19 protein-coding genes and 2 pseudogenes are annotated in these 21,239 nt (G+C 65.4%); 11 read left to right on the top strand and 10 right to left on the bottom strand.

Features of this window, described 5'->3' with window-relative positions:
• Positions 1-9: 9 nt before the first annotated feature.
• The 9 genes from trbK to ACOZHM_RS00865 all read left to right on the top strand — a co-directional run bounded on the left by trbK (position 10) and on the right by ACOZHM_RS00865 (position 5,778).
• Positions 10-237, top strand: a complete 228-nt coding sequence (trbK, locus tag ACOZHM_RS00905) for an entry exclusion lipoprotein TrbK (protein ID WP_000644148.1) — start codon at positions 10-12, stop codon at positions 235-237.
• Positions 238-247: 10 nt separating this feature from the next.
• A complete protein-coding gene (trbL, locus tag ACOZHM_RS00900) occupies positions 248-1,966 on the top strand; it encodes a P-type conjugative transfer protein TrbL (RefSeq protein ID WP_011114051.1) in 1,719 nt (572 codons plus the stop codon).
• Between the two features lie 17 nt (positions 1,967-1,983).
• Entirely contained in the window at positions 1,984-2,571 is a 588-nt protein-coding gene (locus ACOZHM_RS00895) for a TrbM/KikA/MpfK family conjugal transfer protein (RefSeq protein WP_010890138.1), read from the top strand.
• Between the two features lie 13 nt (positions 2,572-2,584).
• Positions 2,585-3,220, top strand: a complete 636-nt coding sequence (locus ACOZHM_RS00890; RefSeq protein ID WP_011114052.1) for a transglycosylase SLT domain-containing protein — start codon at positions 2,585-2,587, stop codon at positions 3,218-3,220.
• Positions 3,221-3,248: 28 nt separating this feature from the next.
• A complete protein-coding gene (locus ACOZHM_RS00885) occupies positions 3,249-3,515 on the top strand; it encodes a hypothetical protein (RefSeq protein ID WP_010890140.1) in 267 nt (88 codons plus the stop codon).
• Entirely contained in the window at positions 3,515-4,213 is a 699-nt protein-coding gene (locus ACOZHM_RS00880) for a TraX family protein (protein ID WP_011114053.1), read from the top strand. Before ACOZHM_RS00885 ends, ACOZHM_RS00880 begins: the two co-directional genes overlap by 1 nt.
• A 15-nt stretch (positions 4,214-4,228) precedes the next feature.
• Positions 4,229-4,660, top strand: coding sequence for an OmpA family protein (locus ACOZHM_RS00875; RefSeq protein ID WP_001665065.1), 432 nt, complete (start codon positions 4,229-4,231; stop codon positions 4,658-4,660).
• A 154-nt stretch (positions 4,661-4,814) separates the two neighbouring features.
• Entirely contained in the window at positions 4,815-5,312 is a 498-nt protein-coding gene (locus ACOZHM_RS00870) for an SAM-dependent methyltransferase (protein ID WP_011655360.1), read from the top strand.
• An 85-nt stretch (positions 5,313-5,397) separates the two neighbouring features.
• Positions 5,398-5,778, top strand: a complete 381-nt coding sequence (locus ACOZHM_RS00865) for a hypothetical protein (RefSeq protein ID WP_011655359.1) — start codon at positions 5,398-5,400, stop codon at positions 5,776-5,778.
• A gap of 144 nt (positions 5,779-5,922) precedes the next feature.
• Here ACOZHM_RS00865 and ACOZHM_RS00860 read toward each other — a convergent pair.
• Positions 5,923-7,776 (bottom strand): annotated as a pseudogene (locus ACOZHM_RS00860) (Tn3-like element IS1071 family transposase); the annotation flags it as partial.
• A gap of 264 nt (positions 7,777-8,040) precedes the next feature.
• Here ACOZHM_RS00860 and ACOZHM_RS00855 point away from each other — a divergent pair.
• Positions 8,041-9,243 (top strand): ISL3 family transposase, encoded by a 1,203-nt coding sequence (locus tag ACOZHM_RS00855; RefSeq protein ID WP_046272508.1) that lies wholly within the window; start codon positions 8,041-8,043, stop codon positions 9,241-9,243.
• A 27-nt stretch (positions 9,244-9,270) separates the two neighbouring features.
• On the opposite strand, the pseudogene ACOZHM_RS00850 reads toward ACOZHM_RS00855, so the two are convergent.
• Together ACOZHM_RS00850 and ACOZHM_RS00845 are read right to left on the bottom strand one after the other, a co-directional pair.
• Positions 9,271-9,495, bottom strand: a pseudogene (locus ACOZHM_RS00850) (transposase); the annotation flags it as partial.
• Positions 9,496-9,555: 60 nt separating this feature from the next.
• Entirely contained in the window at positions 9,556-9,810 is a 255-nt protein-coding gene (locus ACOZHM_RS00845; protein WP_046272522.1) for a helix-turn-helix domain-containing protein, read from the bottom strand.
• A gap of 366 nt (positions 9,811-10,176) precedes the next feature.
• On the opposite strand from ACOZHM_RS00845, the gene ACOZHM_RS00840 reads away from it, so the two are divergent.
• The gene (locus ACOZHM_RS00840) at positions 10,177-11,454 is read left to right on the top strand and encodes a hypothetical protein (protein WP_235318857.1); all 1,278 of its coding nucleotides are present in this window, start codon (positions 10,177-10,179) and stop codon (positions 11,452-11,454) included.
• A 181-nt stretch (positions 11,455-11,635) separates the two neighbouring features.
• On the opposite strand, the gene ACOZHM_RS00835 is transcribed toward ACOZHM_RS00840, so the two are convergent.
• The 7 genes from ACOZHM_RS00835 to ACOZHM_RS00805 all read right to left on the bottom strand — a co-directional run bounded on the left by ACOZHM_RS00835 (position 11,636) and on the right by ACOZHM_RS00805 (position 21,239).
• Entirely contained in the window at positions 11,636-12,034 is a 399-nt protein-coding gene (locus ACOZHM_RS00835) for a hypothetical protein (RefSeq protein ID WP_052727471.1), read from the bottom strand.
• A gap of 216 nt (positions 12,035-12,250) precedes the next feature.
• Positions 12,251-13,351 carry an acetate/propionate family kinase gene (locus tag ACOZHM_RS00830; RefSeq protein ID WP_046272506.1) on the bottom strand — a complete coding sequence of 367 codons (1,101 nt, stop codon included), beginning with the start codon at positions 13,349-13,351 and terminating at the stop codon, positions 12,251-12,253.
• Positions 13,348-14,940 carry an ABC1 kinase family protein gene (locus tag ACOZHM_RS00825; RefSeq protein ID WP_421567039.1) on the bottom strand — a complete coding sequence of 531 codons (1,593 nt, stop codon included), beginning with the start codon at positions 14,938-14,940 and terminating at the stop codon, positions 13,348-13,350. The genes ACOZHM_RS00830 and ACOZHM_RS00825 overlap by 4 nt, the downstream gene beginning before the upstream one ends.
• Positions 14,940-17,432, bottom strand: a complete 2,493-nt coding sequence (locus ACOZHM_RS00820; RefSeq protein ID WP_235318856.1) for a xylulose 5-phosphate 3-epimerase — start codon at positions 17,430-17,432, stop codon at positions 14,940-14,942. The genes ACOZHM_RS00825 and ACOZHM_RS00820 overlap by 1 nt, the downstream gene beginning before the upstream one ends.
• A complete protein-coding gene (locus ACOZHM_RS00815) occupies positions 17,429-18,343 on the bottom strand; it encodes a ribose-phosphate diphosphokinase (protein ID WP_080341469.1) in 915 nt (304 codons plus the stop codon). The genes ACOZHM_RS00820 and ACOZHM_RS00815 overlap by 4 nt, the downstream gene beginning before the upstream one ends.
• Positions 18,340-19,857, bottom strand: coding sequence for a thymidine phosphorylase family protein (locus ACOZHM_RS00810; protein WP_046272505.1), 1,518 nt, complete (start codon positions 19,855-19,857; stop codon positions 18,340-18,342). The genes ACOZHM_RS00815 and ACOZHM_RS00810 overlap by 4 nt, the downstream gene beginning before the upstream one ends.
• Positions 19,854-21,239 (bottom strand): MBL fold metallo-hydrolase RNA specificity domain-containing protein, encoded by a 1,386-nt coding sequence (locus ACOZHM_RS00805; protein ID WP_046272504.1) that lies wholly within the window; start codon positions 21,237-21,239, stop codon positions 19,854-19,856. Before ACOZHM_RS00805 ends, ACOZHM_RS00810 begins: the two co-directional genes overlap by 4 nt.

Here is a 21,239-nt window from a genome sequence, read left to right as displayed (position 1 = left end):
GGGGGATTCATGAAAGCAATCAAGGCTCTGTCCTTGGCCTCGGCCGCCCTCGTGGCGGCCTTGGTCGCCGGCTGCGACAACAAGCCGGCCACGGCCCCCATGCCGGAAGTGAACGACGAGAACTGCAAGCCCGAGAACATCGCCAAGATCGAGGACAAGGGCGTCCAGCAGGCTTTTTCGTCGCTGTGCTTGCGTCGTGGTGGGGATTTCAAGCCCAGCCCGAAACGCGAATGGTGAGGTGCTGACGATGAGAATGCCAGCCAATCTAAAAACCCTCGCCCTGCCGCTGTTCGTCTGGCTGGCGTTCTTCGCGGTCGATGCCCACGCGGCCATCGACAACGCCGGCGTGTTCGATAGCGTGCTGGATCGCTACCAGGCCGCCGCGAGCGGCTGGGCCGGTGTCATCACCACGGCCGCAACCTGGCTCTTCTGGACGCTGGTTGTGATCTCGATGGTCTGGACGTTCGGCATGATGGCCTTGCGCAAGGCCGACATTGGCGAGTTCTTCGCGGAGTTCGTCCGCTTCACGATCTTTACCGGCTTCTTCTGGTGGGCGCTGACCAACGGCCCTAACTTCGCCTCGTCCATCTATGCGTCGTTGCGGCAGCTCGCCGGCAACGCGACGGGCCTGGGCAATGCTCTGTCGCCCTCGGGCATCGTGGACGTGGGCTTTGCGATCTTCGACAAGGTGATGGATCAGTCCTCGGTGTGGTCGCCGGTGGACAGCATGGCCGGCATCCTCATGGCCGTGGCGATCCTGGTCATCCTGGCCCTGGTCGGTGTGAATATGCTTCTGCTGCTCGCGTCGGGCTGGGTGCTCGCCTACGGCGGCGTGTTCTTCCTCGGCTTCGGTGGTTCGCGCTGGACTTCCGACATGGCGATCAACTACTACAAGGTCGTCCTGGGCGTGGCCGCGCAGCTCTTCGCAATGGTGCTCCTGGTGGGCATCGGCAAGACCTTCCTCGATGACTACTACTCGCGCATGAGCGCCGGCATCAGCCTCAAGGAAATGGGCGTGATGCTGATCGTCGTCATCATCCTCTTGGCGTTGGTCAACAAGATTCCGCCGCTCATCGCCGGGATCATCACCGGCGCGAGCGTGGGCGGTGCCGGCATCGGCCAGTTCGGTGCAGGCGCTGCGTTGGGTGCCGCAGGCATGGCAGCAGCAGCGGCCGCGACCGGCGGCGCCGCTCTGGCCGCCGGCGCAGCCTCGGCCGCCGGTGGTGCCTCTGCCGTCATGGCCGCCTTCTCGAAGGCCAATGAGAACGTGTCGGCAGGCACGGACGTTATGTCGGCCTTCTCGGGCGGCGGCAGCTCGGGCGGCGGTGCGGGCGGCGGCGGCGACGCCGGCACCGGCAGCACGCCCTTCGCTCAGGCTGCGGGCTTTAGCGGCAGCTCCGGCGGTGGCTCTTCGTCGGGTGGCGGCAGCCCCTCGACCGGCAGCAGCTCGGGCAGCTCGAAGGGCGGCGATAAGGGCGGCGGCAAAGCCGACGCCGGCGGCCAGGGCAGCAGCTCGACGGCCAGCACCGGCAGCAGTGCCGACAAGGCCGCCAAGAACGAACCCAAGCCCGCCGGCGGGGCAGGGCAAGGGCAGCAGGCCGCACCGGGCAGCACCGGCCCCGGCTTGCTCGCATCGGCCGCATCGGCCCTCGGCACGGCCGGCCGCATCGCCGCCGACGCCGGCGCGAACTTGGCGAAGGGAACCGCCGATGTTGCCAAGGCCAAAGCCGCGAGCCTGCGCGAAGCCGCAGCCGAGCGGATCGCCGACACCACTGGCGGAAAGATCGCCGCCGCGATCAAGGCGCAAGGAAGCGGCACGGCCGAGAACATCGACGTGCCCGACCAGCAGCCCGCGCCGAGCTTCGGCGACAACAGCCTGGCAGGCGGCCCCGCCGATGCCGATCCCGAGTCCGAAGTAGCTGCGTTCGCCAACCGCGAGCAAGGCCGCGACGGCACAACTGCGTAACCAAGGAGAGTCCAACCATGAAGAAGAAACTGTTTGCCCTGGCCGCCCTCGTGGCAGCCCTCGGATCGACCGCCGGCACGGCCAGCGCGCAAGACGTGCTGACCGGCGACACGCGCCTGGCCTGCGAGGCGATCCTGTGCCTGTCGTCGGGCACGCGCCCGAGCGAATGCACGCCGTCGCTGTCGCGGTACTTCAACATCACGAAGCGCAAGCTGTCGGACACGATCCGCGCCCGCCTGAACTTCCTCCAGCTTTGCCCGGTGGCGAGCCAGACGCCGGAAATGCAGTCGCTCGTGTCGGCGATCTCGCGCGGCGCTGGCCGTTGCGACGCGCAGTCGCTGAACTCGACGTTGGTGATGTGGACGGGCGGCTACGACGATGGGCGCACGTACATCAGCAACCAGTTGCCTGACTACTGCGGGGCCTACACCGGCCACGCCTACACCGACTTCGCCAGCAGCGGCACGCTGCCGCGCTATGTCGGGACGCCAGAGCGGGGCGGGTATTGGGTCGAAGCGCGCGACTATGACCGCGCCTTGGCCGAGTACAACGAACGCATCCGGCGCGAGGACGAAGAGCGCCGCCGTCAGTCCTGGCTGAACTGAGGGAGGGGAGGGCATGCCGTTCTTCGCCGATCTGCCGCCGCAGCTCCAGGAGCGCGTCGTCTGCTCGATCTCGGCCGCCGTCAAGTACGAGGTGCCGGTCAACATCGTGTTGGCCGTCGCCGAGAAAGAGGGCGGCAAGCCGGGCCAGTGGGTGCGCAACTCGAATGGCACGCATGACGTTGGCCCGATGCAGTTCAACACCGCGTACCTGGGCGACCTGGCCCGATACGGCATCACGGCGAACGATGTGGCGGCTGCCGGCTGCTACTCGTTCGACCTGGCCGCCTGGCGGCTGCGGATGCACATCCGCAACGACAAGGGCGACCTCTGGACGAAGGCGGCGAACTACCACTCGCGCACGCCGCAGTACAACGCGGTGTACCGGGCCGACTTGATGCGCAAGGCGTCGAAGTGGGCCGATTGGCTCGAAGCTCGGTTCGTCACGCTTGACGTGACGAAGGCCGGGGCCACGCCCTCGACGCCCAGCCAGCCCGCGACGGTGGCCCAGCGGGCGACGCCGGCGGCCAGGCCGGCACCAGCACCCCAGCAGGCCGCCCCAGCGGCCGCAGCAGCTCGCAGCGTGTCGGTGGCCGGCTACGTGCCCCGCACGGTGTCTTTCAACACTTCACGCGAGGGGTCGGCCGAGTAGGCCGGCTCTTCCGATTTAGCGGCTAAACATGGACAAATTCCACGCCTTCATGATGCGGTACACGCTGGGCGTCGGCCGGTTGCTTCAAGCCTATTGCAAGTGGGCGGAAGGACAGGCCAAGAACCAGCTCGATTTGCTTCTGCTGGGCCTCGGCCCGATCTTCGCCTTGGGCCTTCTGCTGTGGGCGCTGCCGGCGTGGATCGGCAAGCCCATCGCCTTCGTGCTCTCACTGCCAGCGCTCTACATCATCTTCCTGGTGCTGCGCGCCTACGCGATTCGCGGGGGCCGGCGCTGATGAAGGCCCTGCGGATTCCTGATGGAACCGTCGAAGCGTTGAAGTGGCTCGCACTGGTTCTCATGACCGGCGATCACGTCAACAAGTACCTGTTCAACGCGACGCTGCCGGTGCTGTTCGAGGCCGGCCGCGTGGCGCTCCCCCTTTTCGTGTTCGTCCTGGCCTACAACCTGGCCCGGCCGGGCACGCTCGAACGCGGCGTGTACGGCCGCACCATGTCGCGCCTGGCGATGTTCGGCGCGCTGGCCTCCGTGCCCTTCGTGGCCCTCGGCGGCCTGTACGCCGGTTGGTGGCCGCTCAACGTGATGTTCACGCTGCTGGTCGTCACGGCCACGGCTTACCTGGTCGAACGTGGCGGCAAGCTGCACCTGGCGGCCGCCGGCGTGGTGTTCCTGGTCGGCGGCAGCTCGGTCGAATATTGGTGGCCGGCCGTGGCTTTCGGCCTGGCGGTGTGGTCGTACACGCGCCGGCCGAGCTGGGCCGCCGCGGCGGTCGCGGTGCTGGCCTGCGCGGCCCTGTGGTTCGTCAATCGCAACCTGTGGGCCTTGGCAGCCCTGCCGGTGCTCTTCCTGGCCTCGCGGGTGGATGTGCGCGTGCCGCGCCTGCGCTGGGCCTTCTACGCCTATTACCCGCTGCACCTGGCCTCGCTCTGGTTGATCCGCATCCCCATGAGCAAGGCCGGCTACCTGTTCTTCTGATTGGAGTCCTGCCCCATGCGAAAACCCGTTCTTCTGGCCCTCTCTCTGGCGTTCCTGGTCAGCGCGCAAAGCGCACTGGCCGCCGGCGACGCCGGCAACTTCGGCACGCCGATCAAGTCCGGCGTATCGGTGTCCTTCCCCGACAGCAGCGCGACATTCCAGCCGACGCCAGAGGCCCTGGAGCTGCTGGCCGACGCTAGGAATGCGGCGATCATCTACATCAGCGGGCGCACCAGCACACTACGGCCCAGCGCGGCCGATGAGGCCCTTGCACTACGCCGTGCGCTCTCGGCCAGGTCGTACTTGGTGGCGCGCGGCGTCTCGCCGCTCAAGATCATGGTGAACTTCGCATCGGCCGCCGATTTCGTGGCAGACAACTCGACGGCCGAGGGCCGGCGCGAGAACCAGCGCGTGGACATTGAGGTGGTCTACATCCCCACCTACTGAGCGATCCGGCATCGCCATTCCTGGCGGTGCTGCAGGACGCTCCAGCAGCTTCGCATCGTCGGCTCTGACGATGCAGGCCCGGCCGGCTTCCCTTGACAGCATCGCCATTTCTGACGATGCTGGCCAAGTCCCGATTTACTCCAGGAAGAAGGCCATGAGATACCCCGGCGGCAAGGGCGGTGCCGGCGTCTACCAGACGATCATCAACAACATCCCGCCTCACGACACGTACATCGAAACGCACCTGGGCGGCGGCAACATCCTGGAGCGCAAGCGGCCCGCTGCCCGCAGCGTCGGCATCGACGTTGATCCCGAGGTGATCGAGGTCTGGCAGCAGCTCGACGTGCCCGGCCTGGAGCTGCACCACGGCGACGCCGTGGCCTGGCTGGAGTCCCACCAGTTCACCGGCTCCGAGTTCGTCTACGCCGATCCGCCCTACGTGATGGACAGCCGGCGCGGCGGCAAGCTATACCGCCACGAATACGACGACAAGGGTGCGGTCAGCGTCAAAGTGCGCGGTGAAGCGCCGATCGTCTATCTGACGGGTCAAACGTTCTATCAGCCCAAGAGCGCACCCGACACGCAGGTCGTCAACGCTTCCAAGACGGACGCTGCCAAGGTGATCAGCTTCCGCCTGAGCAACAGCAAGTGATCCCGGTGCTGCCGGCGTGACGAGCGTCGGCAGCGTCCGTCCCCGCGGCCTATTCATCAGGCCAACACCAACCTAGGAGTGCATCATGTCCAAGCCCCTCAGCATCGGCGCTTTCGCCGCCGTGCAATACCTGCCGCATATCGAAACCTTCCTGGCCACCGGCGACGGTGACTTCGACGGCCCGATCTGGGCCAAGGCCACCAGTGAAATCAAGTTCGTCGACGGCCGCGCGAGCTTCACGATGGTTCATGAATTCATGAGCCGCGACGGCAGCCGCATCTCGACGGTCGACACCGCCACAGGCATCCAGGTGCCGGGCATCGACGAGGTCTCGCTCACCGTCATGCACAAGGTGGTCGATTCCACCGGCAAGTTCGAAGGCCTGCGCGGCACCTTCCCGAGCTTCGGACTGCACAACTTTGCCACCGGCAAGGGCGTGCAGCGCTTCGGCGGCGAACTGAGCTGAAGTCAGCGCTAAGCAGCAGGTGCACCCGCTGATCGTGGGTGCGCCGGACGACCTCTCAAGGCGGCGCCGCCGGCACAGACCGACGGCGCCGCTTCTTCAAGGAGCACAGACGTGACACCCGAAGTTGAGGCAGCACTGCCGCGCCGCCTTCTGCTGCGGAATCATGCGCGCGCATTCGACCGCAGTCAGACTGGTGCCGTGGGCCATGATGCCGGCATAGACCATCAGCAGCTCGTCGGTAGAGCGCGGCTCACGTCCGAGCATGATCCAGCTAAAGCGCACCTGGGCGTCAACGGCCAGAATCACTTCCGGCAATTGAACCTCACCGATGCGGTGATCCAAAGCCGCGCGCAGCTTGGTCACTTCTGGGTCTTCGTCCTCTGCGGGCAATGGCGACAAATGGAGTTCATCATCCACGCGCAGTACGCCACTGCGGGCTGCAGCGGCCACCGCATCGACACCGGCAGTTACTCTGGCCAGCAAAGGCTTCAAGAAAGTGGCAGCCTTGCTGGGTAACGATAGACGGGCATAGTGTTTCTTGGACTCTGCCTGCCAACGCTCGTCCGTGAAGAACAAGCGCGCACGACCCCGAAAGCTCAGGCTGTGCTCAATCCAGACCGAGCCATTGCGCACCGCGCGGCGCAGGGCAAACAGGGTGGCCACCTCCAACGCCTGAAACGCCCGTTCCCGGTCTGGGCTGGAGATCGAAACCTGCCAGATCATTCCCAGACTTGGTGCCACCACTTCAACTGGCAGCTTTCTGGATCCTTTGAGATATAAAGCTTGCAGCTTGGCAAGGTACTCGATGGCAGGATGCTCGCCGGTGGCCTGCCAGGGCAGCTTTGCAATGGCGACGAGCAACGACCGCACGGGGCGAATTCCATCAATCAATCCCTCGCGGACCAGGGAGGCCCTGCTCGGTGGTTTGCGTTTCTGGGTTTCGGTGATCAAGGCTTCAAGACGGGCACGCAACTCAGCATCTGGCACCGCACCTTGCGCGCTCAAGGCAACAAGTTCGCCGAGCAGCGTTTTGTACATTGCGGCCCAATTGACGGTAGCGGGGACATCGGCGGCAGCCTGACGCCACAGATCGGCGATCCGGCGCTGCACCATAAGGATCAACTGGTCTGTGGTGGTGAACAGGCAATACCGAAGAAAGCATGCGACCTCCACGGTGCGCGCTGGCTCTTTGATCTTGGCTCCGGCTGAGGGCGGCCTGGAGACAAGTCGGCGCGCGTAGCGGCGCAAGATGAGATCGGGGATGTCTGCCAGGTGCTTATGAACGTCCAGCGTGTAAAGCAGGTCGATGCGCTCCAGTACCTCGCTGATTTGGCGGGTTGAGTGTTTCGCCGGTGCAGCCCATAGCCAACTCTGCTGGGTTTGTCCATCTGGGCGCAGCTCTGAAACTGAGGCTCGCCAGCGATCAAGTGTTGCTGGATCAACGCTGGCGGCGATGGCGGTGCCTGTTTCAACTTCAAGCTGGGCAAGTGCCGCCGCAATCAGTGTCCGAATTGCCCGCTCGTGCACGATCACCAGCTTGTTCTTGTACAGCCATTGACGCGCCCGCACGAGTAGCTGATCGCGGTCGGCGCAGCGCGCCACTTCGTCGCGCAGTTCACGTACCAGTGAGCGGCGCTGGTGCTCGCTCATCCACTGGAATCCAAGGACCGTGCAGGCTACTTGTTGGTGATCGAATAGCGTGCGCCCGCGTTCATACATGGCTCTCAGCGAGGCGACTTCTGGTGCTGCAATGCCAAGCTCGTTGCCAAGGTGGCGCCACAAGGCTACTGGAATTACCCGAAAGGCACCGAGCAAACGCCCACTCATGCGCAGGAAACCAATATGGAGCGCCAGACCAAGCTTGTGGGAATCACCTCGGCGTGCATTGATTGCGTCGCGCTCGGCACCATCGAAGGTGAAAAATGCCTTCATCTCGAAGTCGCTGATATCGCGGGGGAGCCCACGCATCCCCAAAAACGTTGTGTGCCAACCCTGCATCGTGAACCTCAAAAGTGGGAGGCCACCATACCCGTTTACAAAGCGAACAGGAAAGTCAATGAAATCAACGGTCTACCCAGACCACCCCCGCGCCAGTGCTAGCTTTGCGTACCGTCACTTATTGCACTGAAAACGAGGAGACCCCGAGCGAGGCGAAAAAAAAGGTTCTTCTCCCATCTGAGGGGAGAAGGCGCACGGCCGACCAGCTAGATTTGTAGTTGTCGAGAAAACAAACCGAGGCCGGCCGTGGCCAAGCTGGATTGTATGCCGTTACTGGGAGGCTGGGCGGGGTATCGCCTGGATGGATGGCGCCGCGAGACACGTGGCGGAGCCACGTGGCTGGTGCTTTCGCTGTTGCCTGATTCACGCCGTCGACGGCGCTGCAGTGGCTGCGGCAAGTGGGTCGTGGCCATCCACGACCAGACGCTCCGGCGCATCCGTGACTTGCCCGTGTTCGACGAGCCGGTGGAGTTGGAAGTCCAGCGGCAGCGGCTGGCCTGTCCTCGCTGTGGGCCGAAACTGGAGCACTTGGATTGGCTGGAGCGGCATGCCCGGGTAACGCAACGGCTTGCGCAGAGCGTGGCACGCATGTGCGCCACCACCTCCATCCACGCCACCGCAAAGTGGCATGGTCTGGACTGGAAGACGGTCAAGGCGCTTGATTTCAGGCATCTGATGCAGACGCTGGGCCCGGTGGACCTATCGGACGTACGCGTGATCGCGATGGACGAGTTTGCGATCCAGAAGGGGCATCGCTACGCCACCGTGGTCGTCGAGCCATCGCGCAAGCGCGTGCTATGGGTCGGCCGAGGACGCAGCCGCGCTGACATCCGTCCCTTCTTTGAGCTACTCGGCAGGGTCGGTTGCGAACGCATCCAAGCCGTAGCAATGGACATGAATTCGGCCTTTGATGTGGAGGTCAAAGCCCAGTGCCCCAATGCTGAAGTGGTCTACGACCTCTTCCATGTGGTGGCCAAGTACGGGCGCGAAGTCATTGATCGGGTGCGGGTGGACCAGGCCAATCGCCTGCGCAACGACAAGCCCGCCCGACGGGTGGTGAAGACCTCGCGCTGGCTCCTACTGCGCAATCGGCACAACGTCCCGGCAGAGCAGCGCGTCCAACTCGAGGAGTTGCTGGCCGCCAACAAAGCCCTGCTGACCACCTATCTGCTCAAAGACGACCTGAAGCAGCTGTGGCGCTACCGAAGCCAGAGCTGGGCGGAGAAGGCCTGGCGATCATGGAAGCATCGCGCCCTGCGAAGCGGGCTGGAGCCGCTGCGCATCTTTGTCCGCCGTCTGCAGCCTTATCTCCCGGGCATCCTGGCCCACTGCCGATGGCCGCTCGGGACGAACCTGGTGGAAGGCATCAATAACAAGATCAAGGTCATCAAGCGCGTCGCCTACGGATACCGAGACGACGCGTACTTCTTCCTGAAGATCCGGGCGGCCTTCCCCGGAGTTGGGTGAAGAACCTTTTTTTAGGATGTCTCGCTATTCAGTGACTCTGCGTAGCTCAGCCTTGAGGCGGCGCACTTCCGCGTTCTGGTCCTGCTCGACACGCCGGCCAACATCGCCTTTGCCTTGTTGCCGCTTCCAGCCGTAAAGACTATGGATCGACACGCCCAGTCGCTCGGCAACCTCCGCTACCGGACGGCCGTACTCAACGATCTGTCGGACCGCCTCGATCTTGAACTCATCGGTGTACCGCTTCGTGCTCATAACCACCTCCGCCTAAGCCATAGTTTATGGCTGCGAGGTGTCTACGGAACCCTGGGCGATTCACTCGAGCCCAAGCAGCGCCTGCACTTCAGCCGTAGTTGGCTTGGACGCAGGCACCACTGTCAGCTCGCCGCCCATCCTTTCCAATACCGCGACAACGGTCCCAATGGCGATCCCGGCAGCACCCTTCTCCAGCTCGATGATCGTTTTCCGGTTCACGCCTGCGGCTGCGGCTAGGTCCGACTGGCTCAGACCGCGCCGAATGCGCATGCTCTTGATCTGGTCGGCCAAGCGGAAGAGGATCATGTCTTTCATGTCCGTTATTCTACACATCCCGAGCCTCATGTCCGAAATTTCGGTCATTTTGAGCGCCGAGATCTCTAACACGGACGACTCAGTGCCCCGATCCCAATCAGCTTGGCCCCCAACGAGGAGCCGTCGGCGACTAGGGACCGTTATCGGGGGTAACAGGGCGGCTGCCAAGTGAAATGGAGCTTTAAGCTTTGGCAGACACGCGACCTACTTTGCGCCTTCCCCCTGTAGACGGCACCGACTTCCATTTCGTGGGTCACGCCGCAGCGGTGTTTGTCCCGAAAGCATCTAACATGACTGCTTGGAAGACTTGAAGCAGCGGCGCAGCAGCCACCCAGCGTCGAGTCGCAATCTAGGAAACCTCCGGTAATGAATGGCCAGTCAGGCTGCGATATCAAATGCGTCACCTCGGTGGGTGCGCCGCTCAACCAGCGGTGTGCATGCGAAGTGGTTGACGTCTTTCGTCTACATGAGTCGATCCGCGGTGCCTTTCCGGAGTTCATGACTGATCCCGCCGTGCACGCGCACCTGTTTTCCCCGTATGCCCTGTTCGTTGACCGTGCGGCGTTGGACGCCATGGGGCGTGTCGCAGCGGCGGTCTTCGACGTTGCAGGGAATCCGCGATACCGCCAGCACGTCCTGCAATGGGCCCCCGACATAGCAACCCATGAGCCAGGTTCGGCGGGTGGCGTCCTGGGACTGGACTTTCACCTGACCGTCGACGGCCCGCGGTTGATCGAGGTCAACACCAATCCCGGCGGGCTGCTCCTCAATGCAGTGCTGCTCGATGGCGTGCGGTCCTGCGCGCCGGCTGCGTGGACCACCTGGACCACCGCTGCAAAGGCTCGCAACGCGGCGGTCCATGCATGGCTGCAGGATGCCCGGCAGCAGTCGGGCTATGCGCTGTCGCGTCTGGCCATCGTGGACAGCGCCCCGCGGGAACAGTTCCTTTACCCCGAGTTTGGGCTCTACGCGGACGCGTTCCGGGAGCACGGCGTGGACTGCGTGATACGCGCACCCAACGAACTATGGCTTGGTCCGGACGGGCTTGCAGATGCCCACGGCCGGATCGACATGGTCTACAACCGCTTGACCGATTTCGCACTTGAAGAAGCCTCGCATACCGCCCTTCGGCAGGCGTACCTGGCAGGAGACGTCACGATGACCCCACATCCGCGTGCGCACGCGCTGTTCGCCGACAAGCGCAACCTTGCGGTGCTCGGGGACCCGGCGGTGCTCGGCGGCTTTGGGGTGGATGCGGCTTCGGCGGCCTTGCTGGCCCAGGTGATTCCGCCCACGGTCGAAGTGGTCCCCGGGAACCGGGATGCATTGTGGGCAGCGCGCAACAACTACTTTTTCAAGCCTGCAGCAGGGTTCGGCAGCCGCGGGAGCTATCGAGGCGACAAGCTCACCCGGCGGACGTGGGAGTCGATGACGTCCGCCACCTATATCGCACAGGCCTTCGCGCCACCGAGCATTCGGATCGTGCATGGGGGCCAGTCCCTCAAGGCCGATGTGCGCTGCTTCGCGACCGAGGCCGGTGTGCTGTTGTTCGCAGCTAGGCTGTACCAAGGCCAGACCACGAACATGCGCACGCCAGGCGGCGGATTCGCAGCTGTGCTGACCACGCCAGCCGTGATTGCATGATCCCCGGTCTCAAGCGGTGTTTGTCCCTCGTCGACGCTGCGATCCCAATGAGCAACCATTCATTCACGCGACACAGCCACGCGATGGCGACATTTTAATTCGCCAAAAGCCAGTGCGCGGAGTGTCTCTTGGAATCAGGCCGGGTATCGGAGCGGCGGCTAAGCCGATACCCGGCAGTGAGTCAGTCGCGCAGGAGTTCGACGCTATCGTTTATTTTTACATTGCCGTCCACCACGACTGCGTTGGCATAGTGATCATCAATGATCGAAGTGATGCGGACCTTTCCAATGTCCGTGCGCACGAAAGTAGGCGAGGTTGACTTGTGCCTGTGAGGGCCGCGCTTGTGGCGGACAACATTGAGTACCTGGCCCACCTGGGCGCCGTCCTCTTTCCCGATGCAAACGACCAGCGTGTTGTCCTGGACATCGAGTACTTGGCCGCGCATCACGTACTTGTGGGTGAAATTCGCGGCATTAGCGGCAGTTGCAAGCGACAACACCAGCACCATCGCTATGCCTAAGGCAAAGCGTTTGCGGGTGTCTCGGGTGCGGACATTTGTGGCCAACATTTGCATGCTCATAAGTTTTCTCCAAGGTTTGTCGACCTCAATGGCCGACGGGTGGACGCCGGCATCAAAACGCAGCCGGCGCAGGTGCCAACGTCTAACTATTCCTGCTGTAAAGTTTGCCAAGCTAACCGTGCGTTGCCGAGCGGGGATTCCCTTGCGGTACTGCCGACAACAGCCATGGCTTCTGATCCTTCTTGCTGATTGCTTGCGTGCTGGACCGGGCAGGTTCTAGATCCAGGCCGCCGATTCGGCCAGCTCGCGCTCCTCATCGACAGCGATGTTCCATATGGCAGGCCCCACGCCTCGGTCGATACGGGTGGCACCGGCCTCATTTTTGTCAGTATCCAACCCAAGGCCGAGCCATTCCAGGCGCGCGACGATTCCTGCCCGCAGCAGAGGCGCGCGATGGCCGATGCCGCCGGAGAACACCAAATGGTCGATGCCTCCGATCCCCGTCGCCATCGCGGCAATCGACTGTGCAATGCGTACGGTGAACAGCTCCAAGGCAAGCTGCGCACGCGGACCGGGGTCGGTGAGCAGCACGCGCATGTCGCCGTGCCCCGCGATTCCTGCCAGACCCGCCGCGTGGTACAGCTGGTCTTCGACGGCGTCAGCACCCAGACCGTCCTTTCGCAGCAGATACAGCAACGCGCCCGGATCGAGGTCCCCCGATCGGGTGGGTCCCGGGATGCCGCCCAACGGAGTAAGTGCCATGGTGGTGTCATGGCTGCGGCCGTCTTTGACCGCACAGATGCTGCAGCCGCCACCCAGATGTGCCAGTACGGCGCGACCCTTCAGGATGCTTGAGTCGTGGGCGGTTACTTCGCGTAGAGCGGACGCGAAGGCAAGCCCGTGAAAGCCGTAGCGGCGAACGCCCGTGGCATCCCACTCCGCAGGGACTGGCAGGCGCCGGCTCCAGGGCGCAAGCGAAGCGTGGAAGTCGGTATCGAACGCCACGCCTTGCCGGGCCAGCGGCCACCGCACGCGCGCGGCGCGCACAAAGGCAAGGGCAATCGGCTGATGCAATGGCGCGAAGGGTGCCAATGCATCGAGTTTAGCGATCAGTTGCTCGTTGAGCTCGTGCGCGCCCCTCAGGCCACCCCCATGCACGATCCGGTGCACTACCACGTCAGGGCATTGTACGGGTTCCGACAATGCCTTGAGCAGGGCAACAAGACTTTCCTCCGGCTCGGGTCCCGTATGGATCTCGGCTCGGTTGCATTCGACCAGCTGAGGTGGCGTGCCGGCCGTTGCGGACTCAAGCGCATACACGGCGCCTTTGAGCGTCGTAGAACCTACATTGAGGGCGAGAAGACGGCGGCCGGTCATAGGTGTCCCGATCGGGTTATGGCAATGACCAGCCGCAGCGAGAGGAACCCTGCTGCGGCGAATGCCATCACCGCAAGGAAGGGCAGGTGGCCGAGCACCTGGGGGCCGTCCGTATGCAGTGTCAGCAGCGCTCCACTTACGTACAGCCCCAGCGTCACCAAAGCCAGCGCCAGCCGGTTGCCCGTGCGCGCTAGTGCCTCTTGGGTCGAAGTCAGGCCATGGTGGTGAACCGAGAATGCTGGGCGGCCATCGCTAAGCTGTGCCTGTCGCAACAGGTCGGTGGCGATCTGCGGCAACTGACGCGCAGTGCGAGCCAGCCGCATGGCCAGCGGTCTGCTACCGTCGGGGCGGCTGGCATCGGCGATGTCGGCGATGTCCGATGCCTGCGCCGACAGCGACCCCAGCAGGTCAAGGTCCGGATCCAGCGCCCGCAGCGTGTTCTCGACCAGGAAGAGCGTGCGGATCAGAGACAGCAGGTGGGCCGGAAGCCGGAAGCCAGCGCCCTGGCCAATACGCGCCACGCGCCAGATCGCTTCGGCAATGGACCACTGCGCCAATGGACGACTGGCCATCTCGGCCAGGATCAGATACATCTCGCGCACATGCGAGCGCCGCTCGACCTGCGGCGGGAAGAAGCCCAGAGCGATTGCCGTATCCAGCACGCCCTCGGCATCGTCCGCCGCGATGGCTTCGACCATGCCGCCAAGCGCGAGCCGGGATGCCGGGTCGAGCACGCCGATCGAACCGAAGTCATGCAGGCACAGACGACCGTCGCCGAAGAAGAACAGGTTCCCTGGGTGCGGGTCGGCATGGAATACGCCGGCGCCGAAGAGCTGATGCACGTAGGCATCGAGCAGTGCGCTCGCGAGCGTAGGAGCGACCGCTGTCCCGTAAGCCGCCTCCAAACGGGTGCCGTGGCTTCGATCCTGGACCAGTACGTCGCGGGTGGCGTAGGGCTCGACGACGTGTGGCTGGGTGATGCCGGGCAGGGGGTCGAGCACCTTGGCCATGCGCCGCATGTTCTGCGCCTCGTGACGCATGTCGATCTCGTCGCGCAGGAAGGCACCCAGTTCATCCACGAGTTCGAGCGGGCGGTGCCGTTTGAGGGGCGGCCAGATCCACTGGGCTACGCGCATCGTGCGCCGCAGGAGCCGCAAGTCGGCCTGCACCTGGGCATGGATGCCGGGGCGGGTGATCTTGACGACCACGTCGCGACCATCATGCATGCGCGCAGGGTGGATCTGGGCTACTGAACCTGCAGCCATCGGCTTGTCATCGAAGCTGGCAAAGAGCGCGTCGACCGGTGCGCCGAACGCCTCTTCGACCATGTGCCTGGCCTGGTCCGCAGGAAACGCCGGCACGTCGCTGTGCAATCGCGACAGCGCCTCGCGATAGGGCACTGGCAGCAGGTCCCAGCGCAGGCTCAAGCCCTGGCCCAGCTTGACGAAGGTGGTCCCCAGCCCCACCAGGGTCGTGCTGATGTAGGCGGGGAGGCGGTCGGGTGCGCGCCGGCGCAGGCGCAGCACAGCGACTCCGAGCGTCAGTCCGGCCCAAGCGATCTGGCCTCCGCGCCGCACCGTGCCCGCCATCAGTGCGCGCTCCCGGTTGGCCAACTCAGCGGCGTCGACCCACTTGCTGGACGCAGGATGGTGGCCGGATCGCCCCGACCATCCACTGCCGCCAGTTCCACCTCGGACAAAAGGCTGCCACGGGACCAGCGGAGGACACCCGCGGCCGCATCGACCACGTGCGCCCAAGTGCTCCGGTTGGCGAACAACAGTCCCGGCACGTCCAGCGTGCCGCCGCGGTTGACGAAGCCCAGTGCCGCGGTCGTCGCCGGACCGGTGTCGAGCCGACGCAGCGCGCCCAGGAAAGGCTCAGGTCGGGTATGGGTGACGAATACGCGCGGCCGCCCCGTCGGGAACAGTGCATGGACGTCGCTGCCGGAGTGCACGTACCGCGCCTCCTCCGGATCGCGCGGCGTGCGGAACCGGCCGGGCTCGCCGAGATAGAGGATCGCCGCCGCCACACCGCGTTCGACGAGACGCACCTGCGCGCGGCGCACTTCCTGTAACTGGTAGGCACCAGTGGCGACCAGCAGGATCGCCGCCAACGCCGGATCGCCGGCCAGGCAGATCGCGCCGGTCACGGCCAGTGAGTGGGCCTGCTGCGGCGTCAGCTCATGGGGCACCGGCCTTTTGGGGACGACCAGGGCGGTGACCGTGCCGCGTTGCGAGTAGGCGTGGGCAAGGGCTGCTGCGGCGCCGTTGGCGTCAGGCGGAAATACCACGCGTGAGATGTCGGCCATTTCGCCCAGAAGCGCCTCGGCCATGGTCGGATCCTGATGGGACTGCTCGTTCTTCGCGTTTTCCCACGTGTGGGAAGTCAGCACCAGAGGCACGCCCAACCAGCCGGGCGGACGCCCCGCCTGGGCCTGATGGCGGGCGAAGATCAGTTCTTGGCGCACGGCGCCGAGCATCTTCGGTGCGAACGCCTCGTAAGTGACCACCAGGTTCAACCCACCCTTGTTGCCGAGTGCAGCGCTGACCACGGCTTCCTCGTTGAGTGCGGTGATGACCGCGCCGGTCGTTGATTCGGCGATGCCGGGTTCGGGCTCGTGCACCCGGTGTTTCATCGCGTCCAGGGTGCGGTCGAGCTTGTTGCTGCGCAGTTCGTCAGGATTGCCCACGCGCACGCGCAGCCCGGGGTTCGCTTCAGCGATGGCGACGAACTGCTCGTCGAGCGCGATCATCGGTGAGCTCTCGCCGCCCGCGCCGCGGTCGGCGATCGCTGGCACGCGGGGCGGGTGCACCTGGCGATCGGCCAGCGCATGATCGCGCTCGCGCACCCGCTGCTGGAGCTCGTGGCTGTTGAGGGCGGCAACGGCCTCATCGAGCTCGGCCGCGGCCACGAACAGCGCCGCAGCGCCTTCATTGAAGAGCGTGCGCGCCTGCGCATCCTTCGCCGGATTTCCGGGCAAGGGCAGGTTGTGCGAGGCGTTGGTCCCGGCGCCGGGGAAGCCGAAGCCCTTGACGGTTTCGGCGATGCCGTAGGGCAGCCGCACGTCTGTATCGGGAACGGCGGCGCCAGCTTGCAGGCGCGACTCCATTACGTGGATGCCCCACGCGATGCTGGCCGGATCGCGCCCGTCCAGCGCGATCGGATCAAAGCCGTTCAAGCGCAGGTGCCGGTCCAGCCACCGCTCGCCACCTTGCTGGGTGATCTGACTGCGCTGTTCGATGCGCCGCCCGTTGAGGATGATGATCGGGCTGACCAGCCCGCTGTCCTCGGCACGCCACCAGCGCGGCGCCCAGTCGCTGCCACGCTGTTCCTCGAACGCGCCGTCGCTCAGGAACGCCACCAGGCGTTCGTCCTTGAGCGGCCCATGCACGTATTGCAGCTCGGCAAAGCCGAGATAGCCGCCTTCCATCACGCCGCCGGCGGTGTGCGCATTGACGTGCGATCCCAGGGGCGACGCCGGCGTTCCGTCCGGATTGAGGGTGTAGGCGTAAAAGTCGCTGACGAACCTGCTCAGCCCCGCGTCGGAGCGGTCGTAACGTTCGGCGTGGCGGTCGGTCATGTTGTCCACCAGCAGGTTCAGCGCGTCGATGGCTGCCACACAGTGCCCTTGGCCCATCATCCACGCGCGGGTGACGCCATCCAGGGAATCCATCAGCAGGTAGCCGGCATAGGCGGGCACCATGTTGAGGGACCCGCCGGTGTGACCTTCAGGCGTGGTCTTGAAGTCCTCAAACTCGAGCGCCGTACCGTCGGTACGGACCCGGTGACTGTAGGTCATGTGCGCCACCAGCCACATCCCGGCGCTGGTGACGCGGTCGGCGGCGGCGAGCCGCTGCCAGGCGGTGCGGGCATCGGGCGTGCGGCCCAGGGCTACCAGCTCGTCCACCATCTGGCGGACCCTCAGCTGGGTGAGCGGGTCATGTTGGATTACGCCGTAACCGGCCGCCCAATGGGCGAACGCGGGATCGGCCTGCCGGTGGGCGTTAGCCAATTCGGAGATCCGCTGGCGCTCGGCGGCCGACAGCTGGTCGGCGGTACAGCAGTTGAGATGCAGGTTCATGGGTCCTCCGGGGAATCGGGCGAAGCGGTCATCAAGGACAAGGCTGCGGCGGCAAGGTCCGCGCCCAGCGCGATCGCGTTCGACGGGTGGGCAATGCTGTCGGTGCTCACGATGCGGGCGAGGCCCGCCTGCTGCAGGCGGGCATAGGCATCGCCGGCGAACACCGGATGGATAGCGACCAGCAACGGCGGCGGCAGCGACAACCGACGCAGGTGCGCGAGGGTCTCCAGGATCGTGTGGCCGGACGACACGATGTCGTCGATCAGGACCGGGGTCCGGCCGGCCACGGCCGCCGGGTCAGGCAGGCTCACGCGCACGTCATAGTCGCCATGGCGTTCCTTGGCCAGCACCTGGTACGGCATGCCGGACCGGGCCGCGATGTCGGCGACCCATTGCTCACTCTCGCTATCGGGTCCGATCAGCACCGCGTCGGGGACGGTCTGGGCGATCCAGCGGGCCACCGCTGGGGTCGCCGATACGTGGGCCGCCGGCATTCGGTAGAGCGACTGCAGGCGGTCGACGCGGTGCAGGTGCGGGTCCACGGTCACCAGCCAGTCGAACGACTCCTCCAGGAACTGCGCGAACAGCGGCGTACTGACCGCTTCACCGCGATGGAAACGGGTGTCCTGGCGCATGTATCCCAGATAAGGTGCGATCAGGCCCACCGAGCGCGCCCCGAATTCGCGCGCCGTCCGGGCGGCGAAGCGCAACGGGAGGGCCAAGGCATCGGCGTTGCGCAGGCTGGCCAGGATCGCAACATCGGCGCCGGCCAGCGCGTCGTCCAGGGTGACCAGCGACTCGCCATCGGGAAAGTGCCGCCAGGCCACGGGTGCAATGCGCGCCTGCAGGGGCTGGTTGATGGTGCCGCCTAATACTGCATCGGCCGGGAACGGCATCAGCACACGGGTCATGGGGCCTCTCCCAGGACAAAGGGTTGCAACGTGACGGCGTGCTCCAGGGCATAGGCCAGTTCTCCGCGCGACTCCGCATGCAGGGTCAGCAAGGGCTGTCCGCGCTCGACCGTATCGCCGACCCGCAGACCGGTTTCCAGGCCGGCGGTGGGGGATGTCGGTGCGCCGGCCAGCTTGGCCAGCTTGGCCAGCTTGCGGTTGTCGATCTCAAAGATGCGTCCCGATGTGGCTGCCGGCACGTCGGCGGTAAACGCCGCCCGTGGCGGTTCGCGAAAACCTCCCTGGGCCTCGCAGATCGCCAGGAACTTGGCCAGTGCGGCCCCGGAATCCAGCACGCTGTGCGCGCGCTCCAATCCGGTGCCGGCGCTGCTGCCCGGTGCCATGTCCAGCAGCGCTGCGGACAGCGCAAGCGCGCGTTCGCGAAGGTCGGCCGGTGCATCGGCGGCGTTGCGCAGCACCTTGAGCACATCGTGCGCTTCGAGCGCCGGACCGATTCCCCGACCCACCGGTTGGCTGCCGTCGGAGCGATGGATGCCCAGCTGCAGTCCAAGCGCGCCCGCGGTGTGTGCGAGCCGCGAGCCGAGGCTGTCAGCCGCGGCCTCACTGCGCACCTTGGCGGTCGGACCTACCGGCATGTCGATCAGGACGTGGCTCGAGCCTGCGGCCACCTTCTTCGACAGCACGCTGGCGACCAGTTGGCCGTCACTGTCGAAGTCCAGCGGCCGCTGGACCCGGATCAGGATGTCGTCGGCCGGGCTCAGGCGCACGTTGCCGCCCCAGACGATGCAGCCGCCCTCGCGCTCTACCACCCGCCGCATCGCCGCCAGGTCGAGCGCCACCGGCGCCATGACTTCCATGGTGTCGGCGGTGCCCGCGGGCGACGTGATTGCGCGTGATGAGGTCTTCGGAATGCGGTAGCCCAGCGCAGCCACGATGGCCACCACGATCGGCGTGGTGCGATTGCCTGGCAGGCCGCCCACGCAGTGTTTGTCCAGCACCGGCCCTTCGCCCCAGTCCAGGTGCTGGCCAACGGCAATCATGGCCCGGGTCAGTGCAGTCGTCTCCGTATGGTCCAGGCGGTCGCCCGCGCTGGCGGTGACGAACGCGGCAAGCTCCAGATCCGACAACCTGCTTTCCATCACGTCCTGCACCAGGGCGAGGTACTGGGCGTTGTCCAGCCGTGCACCGAACACCTTGGCGCGGAGCGCACCGGCCGACGCCGCGGGTTCCGCATGCTGGACCCAAGCCAAGGCTTCTGGCATGGGGTCGAGGAGCCTCCATGCGACCTCCGACAGCGCCATCTCGTCCAGGCCGAGCCGATCATCGATGACCACGTTCAGCGTCGCCACCAGCGTGCGCGTGCCCACGTCCAGTCTCACGCGCGTCATCGCAGCAAAGCCTTCCGAGCGACAGACTTCGCAGTCGCGGTGCATATAGACCACCGGCTGCTGGTAGGTGTCGATGCCGGCACGGGTGACGCGCAGCCGGTTGTGGCCGGGGACCTGCTTGGTCATTGCGCATCCTCCAGTCCAACGCGCTCCAGGTGCTCCGGCACCCGTGCGCGCCAGCCCAACTCGCGTTGCACGCGCCCGCGCAGCGTGTCGGCTGCGTCGGGCTCGCCGTGGGTGAGGTAGACGATGCGCGGCGCGGACGGCGCGGTGCGCATCCAGTCCAACAGCTCCCCGGCGTCGGCGTGACCGGAAAAGCCTTCCAGCTGCACCACCTCGGCGCGGATGGGGACCTCCCGGCCGAACATGCGCAGCGTGCGCTTTCCCGCCGCCAGCGCGGCACCGCGTGTTCCGCCGGCCTGGTAGCCCGCCAGCAGGATCGCATTGCGGTCATCTTGGCCGAACGCTTCGATGTGGTGCAGCACGCGCCCACCGGTCGCCATGCCGCTGGCGGAGATGATGATCATCGGTCCGCGCTGGCGGTTGAGCGCCTTCGATTCTTCCACCGTGTTGACGAAGGTGGCCACCTCGAACATCCGCTGGCAGTCCTCTTCGGACACGTGGTGCTCGGAATGGTGCGCGTGGTAGAGCTTGGTGGCGTTGATCGCCATCGGACTGTTGAGGTAGACCGGCACGCGCGGAATCTCCCCGCGCTCACGCAGCCGGGCGATATGCAGCATGAGCGCCTGGGCGCGGCCGATGGCAAAGGCGGGGATGACGATCACGCCCCCGCGGGCGGCCACGCGGCGGATGATGGGCGCCAGCTCGGCCTCCTGGTCGATGGCCACATGCGCCCGGTTGCCGTACGTGGATTCGCAGACCAGCACGTCACAGGCGGGAAGGGGCGTCGGCGGGTTCATCAGCGACTCGTGCTGCCGCCCCAGATCGCCGCTGAAGTGCAGGCGCTGGCCTTGCACGTCCACACTGACGTGGGCGGCGCCCAGGATGTGGCCGGCGGGATGGAAGCGGACCGTAAAGCCGGGGGCAACCTCGACGTCGCGCTCGTAGTTATATCCCTTGAGCTGCTTCAAGCTGCGACGGGCATCGTCCTCGGTATAGAGCGGTCGGGGCTCCTTGTGTTTTGAGTAACCCTTGCGCGCCGCGTATTTCGCCTCTTCTTCGAGCAGGTGTCCGCTGTCGGGGAGCAGCAGACCACACAGGGCGACGCTGCCATGGGTGCAGTGAATCAAGCCGCGGAACCCCTGCTTGACCAGCGCCGGCAGGTAGCCCGAATGGTCCAGGTGGGCGTGGGTCAGGACCACCGCGTCGATTGACGCCGGGTCGACGGGAAACGGAGCCCAGTTGCGGTCGCGCAATTGTTTGTAGCCTTGGAACAGGCCGCAGTCCACCAGCACGCGCTGGCCATTGGCTTCAACCAAATAGCGCGAGCCGGTCACAGTACCCGCAGCGCCAAGGAACTGGAGGGTGGGATTGGTATCGTTGTTCAT

The sequence above is a fragment of the Stenotrophomonas sp. PD6 genome, assembly GCF_049199305.1.
Lineage (GTDB): Bacteria > Pseudomonadota > Gammaproteobacteria > Xanthomonadales > Xanthomonadaceae > Stenotrophomonas.
The sequence above is the reverse complement of the archived record's forward strand: the minus strand, read 5'-3'. Positions and strand labels throughout refer to the sequence as shown.

Coding starts and splice junctions, on each gene's coding strand:
- ACOZHM_RS00890 (WP_011114052.1), top strand. CDS start 2,585: ATGCCGTTCTTCGCCGATCTGCCGCCGCAGCTCCAGGAGCGCGTCGTC.
- ACOZHM_RS00835 (WP_052727471.1), bottom strand. CDS start 12,034: ATGAGCATGCAAATGTTGGCCACAAATGTCCGCACCCGAGACACCCGC.
- ACOZHM_RS00825 (WP_421567039.1), bottom strand. CDS start 14,940: ATGGCGGGCACGGTGCGGCGCGGAGGCCAGATCGCTTGGGCCGGACTG.
- ACOZHM_RS00845 (WP_046272522.1), bottom strand. CDS start 9,810: ATGAAAGACATGATCCTCTTCCGCTTGGCCGACCAGATCAAGAGCATG.
- ACOZHM_RS00830 (WP_046272506.1), bottom strand. CDS start 13,351: ATGACCGGCCGCCGTCTTCTCGCCCTCAATGTAGGTTCTACGACGCTC.
- ACOZHM_RS00805 (WP_046272504.1), bottom strand. CDS start 21,239: ATGAACAACGATACCAATCCCACCCTCCAGTTCCTTGGCGCTGCGGGT.
- ACOZHM_RS00840 (WP_235318857.1), top strand. CDS start 10,177: ATGAATGGCCAGTCAGGCTGCGATATCAAATGCGTCACCTCGGTGGGT.
- ACOZHM_RS00875 (WP_001665065.1), top strand. CDS start 4,229: ATGCGAAAACCCGTTCTTCTGGCCCTCTCTCTGGCGTTCCTGGTCAGC.
- ACOZHM_RS00880 (WP_011114053.1), top strand. CDS start 3,515: ATGAAGGCCCTGCGGATTCCTGATGGAACCGTCGAAGCGTTGAAGTGG.
- ACOZHM_RS00885 (WP_010890140.1), top strand. CDS start 3,249: ATGGACAAATTCCACGCCTTCATGATGCGGTACACGCTGGGCGTCGGC.
- trbK (WP_000644148.1), top strand. CDS start 10: ATGAAAGCAATCAAGGCTCTGTCCTTGGCCTCGGCCGCCCTCGTGGCG.
- ACOZHM_RS00870 (WP_011655360.1), top strand. CDS start 4,815: ATGAGATACCCCGGCGGCAAGGGCGGTGCCGGCGTCTACCAGACGATC.
- ACOZHM_RS00810 (WP_046272505.1), bottom strand. CDS start 19,857: ATGACCAAGCAGGTCCCCGGCCACAACCGGCTGCGCGTCACCCGTGCC.
- ACOZHM_RS00820 (WP_235318856.1), bottom strand. CDS start 17,432: ATGAACCTGCATCTCAACTGCTGTACCGCCGACCAGCTGTCGGCCGCC.
- ACOZHM_RS00855 (WP_046272508.1), top strand. CDS start 8,041: ATGCCGTTACTGGGAGGCTGGGCGGGGTATCGCCTGGATGGATGGCGC.
- ACOZHM_RS00895 (WP_010890138.1), top strand. CDS start 1,984: ATGAAGAAGAAACTGTTTGCCCTGGCCGCCCTCGTGGCAGCCCTCGGA.
- ACOZHM_RS00815 (WP_080341469.1), bottom strand. CDS start 18,343: ATGACCCGTGTGCTGATGCCGTTCCCGGCCGATGCAGTATTAGGCGGC.
- trbL (WP_011114051.1), top strand. CDS start 248: ATGAGAATGCCAGCCAATCTAAAAACCCTCGCCCTGCCGCTGTTCGTC.
- ACOZHM_RS00865 (WP_011655359.1), top strand. CDS start 5,398: ATGTCCAAGCCCCTCAGCATCGGCGCTTTCGCCGCCGTGCAATACCTG.